Genomic DNA, 13,096 nt, shown 5'->3' on the forward strand with positions numbered 1-13,096 from the left:
GTTGATCCAAGACGGAGACGTCAGCGCTGCCTGCTGGACGTCCCCAAGTTACCCCACGCACCGCCTGCCCATTTCCCAGGACTTAGCCTGCCGCCGCGTGGCAGCTCAGCCGAGGTAGCGCTCGATCTCAGCGACAAGTGCGCGCATCGCCTTGCCTCGATGACTTATCGCGTCCTTCGCCTCGGGGGCCAGCTCAGCGGCGGTAACCTCCTCGCCGTCGGGCTGGAACAGCGGGTCGTAGCCGAACGCTCCGCTGCCGGAGGGCGCCCGCCGCAGCCGCCCGGGCATCTCGCCCCGGACGACGACGTCGTTACCACTCGGGTCGGCGTACGCCGCGGCGCACACGAAGCGGGCGGTGAGCCGCTCGTCCGGGACGTCGCGCAGCTGGGCCAGGAGCAGGTCGTTGTTGGCCTCGTCGTTGCCGTGCTCCCCGGCCCACCGGGCCGAGAAGATGCCCGGCATCCCGTTCAGCGCGTCGACGCAGATGCCCGAGTCGTCCGCGATCGCGGGCAGCCCCGTGGCGCGCACGGCCTCACGTGCCTTCAGCAGCGCATTGTCCTCGAAGGTGGCGCCGCTCTCGGGGGCCTCGTCGTACGGCGAGACGTCGTCCAGCCCGATGACCTCGACTCCCGTGGTGGTCATGATCCGCCGCAGCTCGGCGAGCTTCTTGGCGTTGCGCGAGGCCAGCAGCAATCGGGTCATGAGCCGAGCGCCTCCTGCTGCAGGCGGGTGGGGGCGGCGCAGCCGGCGAGCGCCAGGTCCAGCAGTGCGTCGAGCTCGGCGCGCGAGAAGGGCACGCCTTCGGCCGTTCCCTGGACCTCGACCAGCCGTCCGTCGCCGGTGGCGACGACGTTCATATCGGTCCCGGCACGCACGTCCTCCTCGTAGTGCAGATCCAGCCGGGGCTCACCGTCGATCATGCCGACCGAGATCGCCGCCACCGATCCGGTGAGGGCGGCGTCCGTGGCCAGCGCGCCGCGCTCGCGCAGCCAGGAGATCGCGTCGGCGAGCGCGACGTAGGCGCCGGTGATCGCGGCGGTGCGCGTGCCGCCGTCGGCCTGCAGGACGTCGCAGTCGATCTCGATGGTGTTCTCCCCCAACGCGCCGAGGTCGACGCACGCGCGCAACGCGCGGCCGATGAGGCGAGAGATCTCGTGGGTGCGTCCGCCGATCCGGCCCTTGACCGACTCGCGGGCCGACCGGTCGTGGGTCGCGCGTGGCAACATCGCGTACTCAGCCGTGACCCAGCCCAAACCCGACCCCTTTCGCCAGCGCGGCACCCCCTGCGTCACGCTGGCCGCGACCAGCACCCGGGTGCGGCCGAACTCAATTAGCGCCGAACCCTCGGCGTGGTCGAGCCACTTGCGGGTGATGCGGACGTCGCGGAGCTGGTCGGCCTGGCGGCCGTCGCTTCGGGGCTGGGAGGTCATATCTGCCAATCGGGTGGATCTGGGGCGCTGTCGTCATCCGAGGCTACCGGTCGGCGCCCGGCCTCTCGCGCGGCAGCCTCACGGGATGCGTTGTCCCGCTCGGCGACCTTGCGGGCGGCGAGCCGCTCGCGGTTCTTGCGCATCTGGTAGCGATTCCAATCGCGCCGCAATGCCGAGCGGAGGGGCGGGACGACGATTTCGTCCTCGCGGGCGAGAATCCTGCGGGTCCGGTCGCGGTTGCGGACGATCATCACGATGCCGATCGCCCAGACGACATACTGGAAGGCGAACGCCCACTTGAACGACTCGAGCGAGTAGTTGCCCCGCTCGCTGCCGAGCGCGTCGAGGATCATCCCCATCGCGAACATCGTGACCAGGGCGGCAAAGAACCCTCCGACGTTGACGATGCCGGTGGCGGTACCCAGCCGGCTGGTCGGGTTGAAGGTGCGGGCAAAGTCGAAACCCACCATCGATCCGGGCCCGCCCAGCGAGATCAGCACCATCAGCAGCGCGATCGTCCAGGCTGGGGCGGCGCCGGGCCACAGCAGCACGAGCGTCCATCCGAGCGCGGCGGCGATCGCACAGGCCAGCACAATCATGGAGCGGCGCAGCGGGTGCCGGGACACTAACCGGCCCATCAGCGGCGAGGCGACGAGGGCGACCAGGACGTTGATCGTGAGCATCGTGCTCGCCGTCCGCTGGCTGAACCCCAGGCCCTCAGTCATGAACGGGTAGCCCCACAGCATCGCGAAGGTGGTCACGCTGAACGGGGTGACGAAATGGCTCCAGAACCCGAGCCGGGTCCCGGGATGCCGCCATGCGTTGGTGATCTGGCGGACGACGTCTCCGGGCCGTAGCGACTGCAGTTGCTTGCCGCCGCTCGTCTCACCGCGAAAGAAGGCAATCGCCAGGATGCCGGCCAGCAGCGCGTGCGCCGCCACCGCCAGGAAGCTCGTCGTCCACGAGGTGGCGGCCAGCAACGCCGCGAACGGGATCGCCGAGATCAGCTGGCCCAGTTGCCCCAGCAGGCCGGTGAGCTGGGTGATGTGCGGGACCAGGCGTGCCGGGAAGGTGTCGGCTACCTTGCGCAGCACGCACGCGAACGTGAGCGCGTCACCTGCCCCGATCAGGATGCGGGCCAGCAGCGCCGGCGTGACCGCCGTCGAGATCGACAGCAGCGCCTGGCCGGCCGCCATCATGAACGCGCCGGTGATCACCAGTCGGCGCGGGCCGTAGCGGTCGACCATGACGCCCACCGGGATCTGCATGCCGGCGTACACCACCAGCTGCACGACGGTGAACATCGCGATGTCCGACGCCGACGCCTGAAAGCGCTCGGCCGCAGGCACCGCGGCAACGCCGAACGACGTGCGGTTGAACACCGCCACGACGTACGCGAAGACGCCTGCGGCGTAGCAGATCCAGACCGCACGCGACGGTTTGGCCGAGGGGGCGGTGCTCTGCTTACCCAAGCGAGGCCTCGACCGACTCGATCAACGGGCCAAGAAAGCGGCGGGCGAGCTCCAGGAACTGGTCGGGATCGCCGGTAGCGAGGAATCGGCGTTCGCCGTCTCCCTCCCGCTCGGCGTAGAGATCTCTGGCGAGGAGCACGCGGTAGAGGTCCTTAGCGGTCTCCTCGGCGGAGTTGACCAGCGTCACCTGCTCGCCCATGACGACGCCCAGCGCGCCGGTGAGCATCGGGTAGTGGGTGCAGCCGAGCACCAGGGTGTCGACACCGGCCTCCTGCAGGGGCTGGACGTACGCCTGCGCCAGTCCCATGATCTGGCGACCCTTGGTGATGCCGCGCTCGACGAAGTCGACGAAGCGCGGGCAGGCCGCGCCGTGCAGCTCGACCTGGGGCGCTGCTGCGAAGGCGTCGTGGTACGCGCGGCTGGCGATGGTGGCGGCGGTGCCGATCACGCCGATCCGGTTGTTACGGGTCGCGGCGACCGCGCGGCGTACGGCGGGCTGAATGACCTCGACGACGGGTAGGTCATAGCGCTCCCGGGCGTCCCGCAGCGACGCCGCGCTGGCCGAGTTGCAGGCGATGACGAGTGCCTTGACCCCCTGGCCGACCAGCCGGTCCATACATGCCAGCGCATACTCGCGGATCTGGGCGATCGGACGCGGCCCGTACGGCACGTGCGCGGTGTCCCCGAGGTAGGTGACCGACTCAGAGGGCAGCTGGTCGATGATCGTCCGGGCGACAGTCAGACCGCCAGCTCCGGAGTCGAAGACTCCGATGGGCGCGTTGCGGTCAGCTTGGGTTGGCACGCACTACAGCGTAGGACCTGGCGAGGTCTTCGTGACGCTCGATGAGGCTCGCCGGGCTCGATCGCCCCGTGAGAGCAGCCATGCCATCAGCACGCCGGCGACCGCGCCGCCAAGGTGTCCCTGCCAGGAGACGCCCGCCTCGGTCGGGAAGATGCCGAGCAGGACGCTGCCGTAGAGGGCCAGCACGACCACGCTGATCACGATCTGCTTACCGTTGCGGGTGAACACCCCCCGCGCCAGCAGGTAGGTCAGCAGGCCGAACACCCAGCCGCTGGCCCCGACGATGATCTGGGTGCCAGGCCCGAAGGTCAGGCCCCACGCAAACAGTCCCGAGATGATGATGATCCCGATGCTGGCCAACACGAACCGCTTCATCCCGCCGATGATCGTCAGGAAGCCGAGGACGAAGAAGGGCACCGCGTTCGACCACAGATGAGCGAAGCCGTGGTGCAGGAAGGGTGCGCTGAATATCCCGGGAAGCCCGTCCGGCTCCTGAGCCTCGATGCCGTACAGGTCGAGGTTGGCGGGGATCGCGGCGTCCACGATCTCGAGCACCACCATCACGAGCAGCAGCACGCCGACGGTGATCAGCGCGGGCAGGGGCCGCGAGAGCCGTTCGTCAAGGGACTGCTTGGTCTCCGGGACTCCCGGGCTGCGGGTGAAGGAAGGGGCGCTCATGGGTCCATGATGCCTGAGCCGTGTGATTCCCCCGCTAGACTCGGCGCACCATGCCCATGCTCCTCGTCGTGCTCACGACCGCGCTCGGCCCCGTCGGTCTGGTGGCCGGCGCGCTGACGGTGCGCACCTGGAATCCAGATAACGATCCCGACTACCTGCGCGATGTGGTCCATCAGGGAGTCGTCGCGTTCCTCAAGATCGGCCTGCTGATCCTGCTGGCGACGGCGGCCGTGATCGCGGTCGTGGGTTCGCTCGCCGCGCACCGCGGCAGCGTCGGGATCCCGCGCGGCGTCTGGGTCTGCGCCGTCCTCACCTGGATCATCGCGGCCAGCTTCCTGCTGCACTACTTGCGCCAGCGCGCTCGCCGCGACGCAGGCGTAGGCGTCCCCGAGTAGCGATCAGACGTCCTCGTCGATCTCAAGCAGCGCCTCGAGCAGCTCCTCCTGCACCCCGCCGGTCCAGAAGTAGATGGCCAGCGCCTGGTCGTGCTCGGTACGGATCTTGTGCGGGTACGGAGTGTCTTCCTCGACCGCCAGCCGCGCTCCCAGGCTGAGCCGGACGTCGTTGATCGCCCGCAGCAGCGCCGTCGCGTCCTCCAGGTCGAGCTCGCCGCCGGACTCGATCAGGGCCTCGGAGCGCTCGGCGTCCCGCACCTTGCCGCCTCTCAGGTCGCTCTCGGTAAGGCGGCGGAACTCGATCGCGCTCTCCCCCGCGGCCGGGCCGTCATCACGCCGGCCTGACGGCAGCAGCCGCGCGATCGCCGGGTCGTCCGGCGGCGGCAGCGGGCGACTCTGGCTCTCCAGCGAGGCGAACAGCGCCTCCTCATCGTCGCCGGACTCGGCGTACGCGCCGGACTGCCCGGTTTCGGCGGCCCGTTCGTGCAGGATGGCGCGGACCTGACCGAAGAAGCCGGTGAGGATCTCGCGCTCGACATCGTGGAAGCTGACGGCGATCCGGTCACCGTGCACCGTGAAATGACGCATCCGCTAGGCCGGCTGGAAGGTGGCCCAGAGGCCCATCGCGTGCAACCGGGCGGTGTCGTGCTCGACCTGCTCCTTGCTGCCGGTCGACACGACGGCCTTGCCCTCGTGGTGCACGTCCAGCATGAGCTTGGTCGCCTTCTGGTCGTCGTACCCGAACAGCTTCTTGAATACGTAGGTCACATAGCTCATCAGGTTCACCGGGTCGTTCCAGACGATGGTCACCCACTGCTTCTGCGGGTCGCGGACCTCGTCGGTCTCCTGCTGCTGCAGCTGATCGGGCAGGGCGCTCGCGGTCGCTCGTCGCGCAGTCATGCCCTCTAGTGTCCCAGAGATCCGGCCGGCATGGGAGGACGGGAACGCCCCTAGGATCAATCCCATGACCTCGACTACCCCTGGCCCGAGCACTGCTCTGCTGACCGACCACTACGAGCTCACGATGATCGCGGCGGCGTTGAAGGACGGAACCGCAAACCGCCCGAGCGTGTTCGAGGCGTTCACCAGACGGCTGCCGGACGGACGGCGGTACGGGGTCGTCGGTGGCACCGGCCGGCTGATCGAGGCGATCGAGCGGTTCCGCTTCGATGATGACCAGCTGCGCTTCCTGCGCGACACCAAGGTGGTGGACGCCGACACGGTGAAGTGGCTCGAGGGGTACCGGTTCACCGGCGACATCGTCGGCTACCGAGAGGGTGAGATCTACTTCCCCGAGTCCCCGGTCCTTACCGTGCGGTCGACCTTCGCCGAGGCCGTCGTCCTCGAGACCCTCGTGCTGTCCATCCTCAACCACGACTCGGCGGTGGCAAGCGCCGGAGCCCGCATGGTGTCCGCTGCCGGCGACCGTCCCTGTATCGAGATGGGTTCGCGGCGAGCGCACGAGCAGGCGGCGGTCGCGGCGGCGCGCGCCGCCTACCTGGTTGGCTTCGCCTCGACGTCCAACCTGGAGGCCGGACGACGCTTCGGGGTCCCGACCGCCGGGACCGCCGCTCACTCGTGGACGCTGCTGCACGACACCGAGGACGACGCCTTCGCCTCCCAAGTGGCGGCGCTCGGCACCGGCACCTCACTGCTGGTCGACACCTACGACGTCATGGACGGCATCCGCAACGCGATCGAGGCAGGCGGGACCGAGCTCGGCGCGATCCGGCTGGACTCCGGCGACCTCGGCTCGCTCGCGCACGAGGCGCGCGAGCTGCTGGACTCGCTCGGGGCGAGAAGGACCCGCATCATCGTCACCAGCGACCTCGACGAGTACGCAATCGCCTCGCTGCGGGCCGCACCGGTGGACGGGTACGGCGTCGGGACCAAGCTGGTCACCGGCTCAGGGGCGCCCACCGCGGGCATGGTCTACAAGCTCGTCGAGCGCGACGGGGTGCCGGTGGAGAAGAAGGCCTCCGGCAAGGGCTCGATCGGCGGCGCTAAGACCGCCGTACGGCGCATCGACGAGCGCGGCCAGATGACCGAGGAGCGCGCTGCGGTGAACGGTCAGCCGGAGTACGACGACAACGACATCCACCTGCAGGTCGACTTCGTCCGCGGTGGCGAGTTCCTCGAGCGGGACACCCTGGAGACGTCGCGCGCCTATCATCGCGAGGCGATGGCATCGCTGCCGCGCGAGGCGCTGAAGCTGCTACGCGGCTCGCCGGTGCTCGATGTCGACGTGTACCAACCGGAAGGATGAGCCTGATGAAGGACCGCCAGAGACGCGCGCTGATCATCGTCGACGTCCAGAACGACTTCTGCGAGGGCGGGTCGCTCGCGGTGACCGGCGGTGCGCAGGTCGCCCGCGACGTCAGCGCGCTGGTCGAGCGGTCGTCGTACGACCACGTCGTCGCGACCCGTGACGCGCACATCGATCCAGGCGGGCACTTCAGCGACGAGCCGGACTTCGTAGACTCGTGGCCGGTGCACTGCGTGGTCGGCACGGACGGCGCACAGCTGCACCCCGATCTGGCGCTCGAGCCGATCGAGGAGACCTTCGATAAGGGCAACTACGAGGCGGCCTACTCCGGATTCGAGGGCGAGAACGAGGACGGCGAGGCGCTGGCCGACTGGCTGCGCAAGCAGAAGGTGGGCTCGGTCGACATCGTCGGCATCGCGACCGATCATTGCGTGCGGGCGACGGCCCTCGATGCGGTGCGCGAAGGACTCGCCGTGCGAGTGCTGCTGCCCTACACAGCAGGCGTCGCTGAGGAATCCACCGAGCGGGCGATCGCTGAGCTGCGCGCCGCCGGCGCCGAGGTCTCTTCCGAGGCACCGGACTGAGCCCACGCCTGGCGGCCCGATCACTCCCGCCCCCAGTCCCCGGCTGGCGTCCGTCCACCGCGTAGCTGGCCGGACGGCGGCGGTGCTGCAGCCGCCCGTACGGCACCGGGAGGCTCACGTCGGCACTTGCCACCGTTCGCGCTCGATGCCTAGCAGCAGCAGGACGCCGTCCAACCCGGGCTGATTCAGGCTGGCCGGAGCCTCTAGCTGCACGACGGGCTTGGCGTTGAAGGCGATGCCGATGCCGGCCTCGGCGATCATGTCCAGGTCGTTGGCACCATCGCCCACCGCGATCGTCTCGGCGCGGCTCAAGCCGTGCTGCGCGGCCAGCTCTCGCAGGTGCCGGGCCTTGACGGAGCGGTCCACGACCTCGCCGAGCACCCGGCCGGTGAGGACGCCGTCCTGCACCTCGAGCAGGTTCGCCGCTGCGAAGTCGAGCCCGATCTGCTCGGCCAGCGGATCGAGGATCTGGCTGAATCCCCCGGAGACCGCTCCGACCAGGCAGTCCTCGGCCTGCAGCGTGTCGATGAGGGTCCGCGCGCCCGGAGTCAGCCGCAAGCCGCCGCCGACCTCGTCGATGACCCGCGCCGGCAGCCCCTGGAGGGTCGCGACGCGTGCGTACAGGCTCTCGCGGAAGTCGAGCTCACCGCGCATCGCGCGTTCGGTGACCGCGGCGACCTCGGGGCCCTTGCCGGCGTACGCGGCCAGCGAGTCGATGACCTCCCCGGCGACCAGGGTCGAGTCGACGTCCATCAGCAGCAGCCCCCGGCGCGGACGCCGGCCCTCGACGGCGTCCTCCACGCAGATGTCGACCGGGACGTCACCTGCCGCGTCGCGCAGCACCGTGCGGGCAGCGGTGGCCTCCAGCCCGTCGATCCGCAGCTCGAGGGCGGCGGGCTGGTCACTGAGCACCCGCATCGCCTGAATGTCGGCGTCGGCGTCCTCGATGGCCCGTTCGGTCGACTGCAGCAGCGCGGTGTCGAGCTCGGCGGCGAGCAGGACGGCGAAACAGCTCATGCGGTGGCTCCCAGAAAAGGCTCATGGCCGCCCGGTGGGCGGCCATGAGTCTAGTGATCGTGCTTAGCCGTGGTCGGGGTTGCTCTGCGGGTCGCGCGAGCGCACGCTGCCGGCAGCCTGCGGCCCTTCCTCGGACCCCTTCTTGCGGCGCTCGGCGATCATCGCCTCGGCGTGCTCGCGGTGCTTCTTGCCCGTGTGCGCCTCGAGCTCCATCCGCTCGAGCATGTGCGGGTAGTGCAGCTCGAAGGCCGGACGCTCGGAGCGGATCCGGGGCAGCTGGTGGAAGTTGTGCCGCGGCGGCGGGGTGGTGGTCGCCCACTCCAGCGAGTTGCCGAAGCCCCACGGGTCGTCGGCGGTGGTGACCTCGCCGTACTTGTACGAGCGGACCATATTCCAGATGAAGGGCAGGACCGAGGCGCCCAGCACGAACGAGAACACTGTCGAGAGTTGGTTCAGGCCGGTGAACCCGTCGGTCATCAGGTAGTCGCCGTAGCGGCGGGCCATGCCCTCATTGCCCAGGTAGTGCTGCACCAGGAAGGTGCCGTGGAAGCCGATGAAGGTCAGCCAGAAGTGCCACTTGCCCAGCCGCTCGTCGAGGAACCGGCCGGTGAACTTCGGGAACCAGAAGTACGCGCCGGCGTACGCCGAGAAGGCCACCGCGCCGAACAGCACGTAGTGGAAGTGCGCGACCACGAAGTAGGTGTCGGAGACGTGGAAGTCCAGTGGCGGGCTGGCCAGCACCACACCGGTGACGCCGCCGAACAGGAAGGTCACCAGGAAGCCGACCGCGAACAGCATCGGGGTCTCGAAGGTCAACGCCCCACGCCACATCGTCATGACCCAGGTGAACATTTTCAGACCCGTCGGGACAGCGATGAGGAAGGTCATGAAGGCGAAGAACGGCAGCATGACCGAGCCGGTGGCGTACATGTGGTGCGCCCACACCGCGATGGACAGGACCGCGATGGCGGCGGTCGCGAAGACCAGGCCCTTGTACCCGAAGATCGGCTTGCGGCTGAACACCGGCAGGACCTCGGAGATCACGCCGAAGAACGGCAGCACGATGATGTAGACCTCGGGATGCCCGAAGAACCAGAACAGGTGCTGCCAGAGGATGGCGCCGCCGTTCTCCGGCTCGAAGACCACCGAGCCGAGCTGCCGGTCGGACATCAGCACCAGGAACGCAGCGGTCAGGATCGGGAAGGCGACCAGGATGATCATCGAGGTGATCAGAGTGTTCCAGGTGAAGATCGACATCCGGAACATGGTCATGCCGGGGGCACGCATGCACACGATCGAGGTGATGAAGTTGACCGCGCCGAGGATGGTGCCCAGACCGGAGATGCCGAGGCCGACGATCCACAGGTCGGCGCCGACGCCCGGCGAGTGAGCGGCGGTCGACAGCGGCGTGTAGGCGAACCAGCCGAAGTCGGCCGCGCCGGCCGGAGTCAAGAAGCCGGAGAGGTTGACCAGCGAGCCGAACAGGAACAGCCAGAATGACAGGGCGTTCAGCCGCGGGAAGGCCACGTCGGGCGCGCCGATCTGGATCGGCACGACCAGGTTCGCGAATGCGAAGAACAACGGCGTGGCGAACATCAGCAGCATGATCGCGCCGTGGTTGGTGAACAGCTGGTTGTACTGCTCCGGCGACAGGAACTGGTAGCCCGGGTATGCCAGCTCGGCGCGCATCAGCAGCGCCATGATCCCGCCGATCATGAAGAAGCCGAACGACGCGATGAAGTACATCTTGCCGATCGTCTTGTGGTCGGTCGTCCGCAGGACGTTCGCGAACATCGACCCCTTCGCCGCGGTGCGCGGCGGAGTGGCTGTCGGTGTTGCGACGACCGGACGTTCGGGCGCGAGGGTCACTGTCATCCTCCGGATCTGTGGTCTCCCGGCATACGTTGCCACCTTTGGTGCCCCTGTGGCTCTCAAGGGCGCGCGAGGCGACACGTATGTAGAGAGGATAGTGCCTCTAACGAGTGTTTGACACGGGGGGCACGCTTTCGGAAGGTTCGTGCCGCGACGGTTGGAAAGGTGAAGTGGCTAGGCGATGACCTCGGAGCCGAAGCGGACGAAGGCGAGGACGACGATCAGCACCACCCACGCCACGACCGCGATCGGCATCCACTTGATCAGCCTGCGCGAGTAGTGTCCCTGCGCGGCCATCGCCACGAGGATCGCGGCCAGGGTGCACATCGTCGCCAGCCACACGACCATGCAGTACGGGCACAGCGCGCCGATCACGAAGAAGCTCTGCCAGGCCAGCCAGTGGATGAAGGCCACCGCGCAGAGCGTGCCGCCGAGGAAGGCGCCCCAGTACCAGTCCGGCAATCGGGCACCCGCGAGGACGACGACCCCGGTGACGATCACGATCGGGAAGCCGATGATGCCCAGCACCGGGTTCGGCAGATCCCCGATGACGCTTGCCTGCCAGGACTCGATCACCGACCCGCACGAGAGCACATCGTTGACATTGCACTGCGGGATGTAACTGGCGTCGCCGAGCAGCGCGAGCCGCTCCATCAAGAGGGCAACCGCTCCGATGAGGCCGACGGCGCCCGAGACGACCAGCACCCAGGCCGCGACGACGAGGGCGCGCGGCCGCGTGTCGACGTGGTCGATCTCGTCGTCGTAGACGATGTCCTCGTCTGCGACGTCCTCCGAGAGGACGTCGTCACGGGAATGCATACGGTCCATGTGCTACCCCGGGCCAGAGTTTAGGTGGGCCGTGCCAGGTTAGTCGCTCGCGCGTCGGTCCTGGGTGATCCAGGCCGCTCGGCGCGCGGCTAGCCTGGTCGCCGTGAAACCGTTCCTCCTTCTCGGCACCCGCGACCCGCAGGCCGCCTTCGACGAATACGAGTCCGTGCGTCGCCACCTGCAGGTCGACGCGGCCGATCTCGAGCATCGCCAGCTGACCGACCTACCGATTGACCCGGTCGATCTGGACGACTACTCGGGCGTGGTGCTCGGCGGTGGCCCCTTCAACGCCAGCGATGTCGTGAAGTCCGACGTGCAGATCGAGGTCGAGGACTTCCTCGGCCGGCTCGTCGACGAGGTACGCGAGCGCCAGTTCCCGTTCATCGGCCTTTGCTACGGCATCGGTGTCGTCACCATGCGCCTCGGCGGCGTCGTCAACGACATCTACAAGGAGCCGGTGCACGCGATCGAGGTCGAGCTGACTGACGAGGGCGCCGCTGACCCGCTGCTGGCGGGCGTCCCCACCCGGTTCAAGGCGTTCGTGGGCCACAAGGAGTCCTGCGCACAGCCGCCGGCGGACGCCGTGCTGCTGGCTAAAGGGTCGGCCTGCCCTGTGCAGATGTACCGGATCGACGAGAACCTCTACGTGACCCAGTTCCACCCCGAGCTGGACGCCGACGACCTCGCGACCCGCATCCGGCTGTACGAGAACGCGGGGTACTTCCGACCTGATGAGATGACTCAGCTCATCACCGACGCGCACACCGCCGACCTGCCGGGTGACCAGCACAAGATTCTGAGCAACTTCGCCCGCCGCTACGCCCGCTGATCCACTTCCCTGCCCCTTTCATCGGGCGGTATCAGGCTGGAAAGTATGCTATGGCCCGGCCCTGCCTGCGAGCAGCGCGGGCATGCGGGCCGTTAGCCATATGGAGGTCGATAGGTGCCCGCGTTCGATGGCAGTTCTGGCTCGATCCACTACGAGGTGCGCGAGGCGGCTGACCCCCGCGCGGTCGTGCTCTTCCTACACGGCTTCGGTGAGCACGGTGGCCTGTATCAGCGGTACGCCGAGGCACTCAATGCTGCCGGCATCACGCTGGTGACCCTCGACCACCGCGGCCACGGGCGCAGTGAAGGACCACGCGGCGACGTCGGCTCACTCGATGGGCTGGTGGCGGACGCCGAGCGTCTCTACGAGCTTGTCGTCGCTGACGCGGCTGTACCCGTCGTCCTGCAAGGGCACTCGCTGGGCTCGGTCGTCGCCGCGGTGCTCGCCATCAAGCACCCTGCGTGGCAGCAGGCGCTAGTGCTGTCGGGCGCGCCGCTGAAGCCTCCGGTCTGGCTGAAGGAGGTGCTCGACACCCCTGGCGCCCAGATCGACCTCGATGCCGAGGGCTTGGCCACCGACCCTGATTACCTATCGTGGCTGGAGAACGATCCGCTCGCGTTCACCGAGGCGGACGCGGTTGCGGCGTTCCGGGCGAGCCTGATCCCCGGCTGGAACGAGCTGTCCTCCGGCGTCAGCAAGATCGCCGTCCCGACCTTGATCGTGCACGGCGCGGACGACGAGGTGGCCCCGCTCGAGGACACCCGACAGGTCGCGGCACAAATCCCCTCGAGCGAGGTGACGGTGTGGGAGCGCAGCCGACACGACGTCCTTAACGACGTCGAGCACGCCGAGGTGGCTGCCACGATCATCGACTTCATCGACAGAGCAATCGCTTCGTCGGCCGGCTGACCCCGGTTGGCACG

15 protein-coding genes are annotated in these 13,096 nt (G+C 68.5%); 5 read left to right on the forward strand and 10 right to left on the reverse strand.

The window, feature by feature from the left end:
- Positions 1–105: 105 nt before the first annotated feature.
- Genes rdgB through DAA40_RS04095 form a run of 5 tightly spaced genes read right to left on the reverse strand, consistent with a single transcriptional unit; the run spans position 106 to position 4,382 of the window.
- Complete coding sequence (gene rdgB / locus DAA40_RS04075) at positions 106–702, reverse strand: RdgB/HAM1 family non-canonical purine NTP pyrophosphatase (RefSeq protein ID WP_106848404.1); 597 nt, start codon at positions 700–702, stop codon at positions 106–108.
- A complete protein-coding gene (gene rph / locus DAA40_RS04080) occupies positions 699–1,430 on the reverse strand; it encodes a ribonuclease PH (protein WP_106848405.1) in 732 nt (243 codons plus the stop codon). The genes rdgB and rph overlap by 4 nt, the downstream gene beginning before the upstream one ends.
- Positions 1,427–2,902, reverse strand: a complete 1,476-nt coding sequence (locus DAA40_RS04085) for a nitrate/nitrite transporter (RefSeq protein ID WP_106848406.1) — start codon at positions 2,900–2,902, stop codon at positions 1,427–1,429. Before DAA40_RS04085 ends, rph begins: the two co-directional genes overlap by 4 nt.
- Positions 2,895–3,704: a glutamate racemase gene (gene murI, locus DAA40_RS04090; protein WP_106848407.1), complete on the reverse strand. Its 810-nt coding sequence runs from the start codon at positions 3,702–3,704 to the stop codon at positions 2,895–2,897. Before murI ends, DAA40_RS04085 begins: the two co-directional genes overlap by 8 nt.
- 3 nt (positions 3,705–3,707) lie before the next feature.
- Positions 3,708–4,382: a rhomboid family intramembrane serine protease gene (locus tag DAA40_RS04095; RefSeq protein WP_106848408.1), complete on the reverse strand. Its 675-nt coding sequence runs from the start codon at positions 4,380–4,382 to the stop codon at positions 3,708–3,710.
- A gap of 50 nt (positions 4,383–4,432) precedes the next feature.
- On the opposite strand from DAA40_RS04095, the gene DAA40_RS04100 reads away from it, so the two are divergent.
- Positions 4,433–4,777, forward strand: a complete 345-nt coding sequence (locus DAA40_RS04100; RefSeq protein WP_106848409.1) for a hypothetical protein — start codon at positions 4,433–4,435, stop codon at positions 4,775–4,777.
- 3 nt (positions 4,778–4,780) lie between these two features.
- Here DAA40_RS04100 and DAA40_RS04105 read toward each other — a convergent pair whose 3' ends face one another.
- Both DAA40_RS04105 and clpS read right to left on the reverse strand, forming a co-directional pair.
- Entirely contained in the window at positions 4,781–5,365 is a 585-nt protein-coding gene (locus tag DAA40_RS04105) for a DUF2017 family protein (protein WP_106848410.1), read from the reverse strand.
- A gap of 3 nt (positions 5,366–5,368) precedes the next feature.
- Complete coding sequence (gene clpS, locus DAA40_RS04110) at positions 5,369–5,677, reverse strand: ATP-dependent Clp protease adapter ClpS (protein WP_106848411.1); 309 nt, start codon at positions 5,675–5,677, stop codon at positions 5,369–5,371.
- A gap of 64 nt (positions 5,678–5,741) precedes the next feature.
- On the opposite strand from clpS, the gene DAA40_RS04115 reads away from it, so the two are divergent.
- Positions 5,742–7,043 carry a nicotinate phosphoribosyltransferase gene (locus tag DAA40_RS04115; protein ID WP_106848412.1) on the forward strand — a complete coding sequence of 434 codons (1,302 nt, stop codon included), beginning with the start codon at positions 5,742–5,744 and terminating at the stop codon, positions 7,041–7,043.
- 5 nt (positions 7,044–7,048) lie between these two features.
- Positions 7,049–7,627, forward strand: coding sequence for a nicotinamidase (locus tag DAA40_RS04120; protein WP_106848413.1), 579 nt, complete (start codon positions 7,049–7,051; stop codon positions 7,625–7,627).
- Positions 7,628–7,741: 114 nt separating this feature from the next.
- On the opposite strand, the gene serB is transcribed toward DAA40_RS04120, so the two are convergent.
- The 3 genes from serB to DAA40_RS04135 all read right to left on the reverse strand — a co-directional run bounded on the left by serB (position 7,742) and on the right by DAA40_RS04135 (position 11,344).
- Positions 7,742–8,644, reverse strand: a complete 903-nt coding sequence (gene serB, locus DAA40_RS04125; RefSeq protein ID WP_106848414.1) for a phosphoserine phosphatase SerB — start codon at positions 8,642–8,644, stop codon at positions 7,742–7,744.
- Between the two features lie 63 nt (positions 8,645–8,707).
- On the reverse strand, positions 8,708–10,513 hold the full coding sequence (gene ctaD / locus DAA40_RS04130; RefSeq protein WP_234356232.1) for a cytochrome c oxidase subunit I: 1,806 nt from the start codon (positions 10,511–10,513) through the stop codon (positions 8,708–8,710).
- A 177-nt stretch (positions 10,514–10,690) separates the two neighbouring features.
- The gene (locus DAA40_RS04135) at positions 10,691–11,344 is read right to left on the reverse strand and encodes a vitamin K epoxide reductase family protein (RefSeq protein ID WP_106848415.1); all 654 of its coding nucleotides are present in this window, start codon (positions 11,342–11,344) and stop codon (positions 10,691–10,693) included.
- 103 nt (positions 11,345–11,447) lie between these two features.
- On the opposite strand from DAA40_RS04135, the gene DAA40_RS04140 reads away from it, so the two are divergent.
- Both DAA40_RS04140 and DAA40_RS04145 read left to right on the forward strand, forming a co-directional pair.
- Positions 11,448–12,173: a glutamine amidotransferase gene (locus DAA40_RS04140; RefSeq protein ID WP_106849251.1), complete on the forward strand. Its 726-nt coding sequence runs from the start codon at positions 11,448–11,450 to the stop codon at positions 12,171–12,173.
- A 114-nt stretch (positions 12,174–12,287) separates the two neighbouring features.
- Positions 12,288–13,082, forward strand: coding sequence for an alpha/beta fold hydrolase (locus tag DAA40_RS04145; protein WP_106848416.1), 795 nt, complete (start codon positions 12,288–12,290; stop codon positions 13,080–13,082).
- Positions 13,083–13,096 lie beyond the last annotated feature (14 nt).

Origin of the sequence: Blastococcus sp. Marseille-P5729, assembly GCF_900292035.1 — a bacterium.
Classification (GTDB): domain Bacteria; phylum Actinomycetota; class Actinomycetes; order Mycobacteriales; family Antricoccaceae; genus Cumulibacter.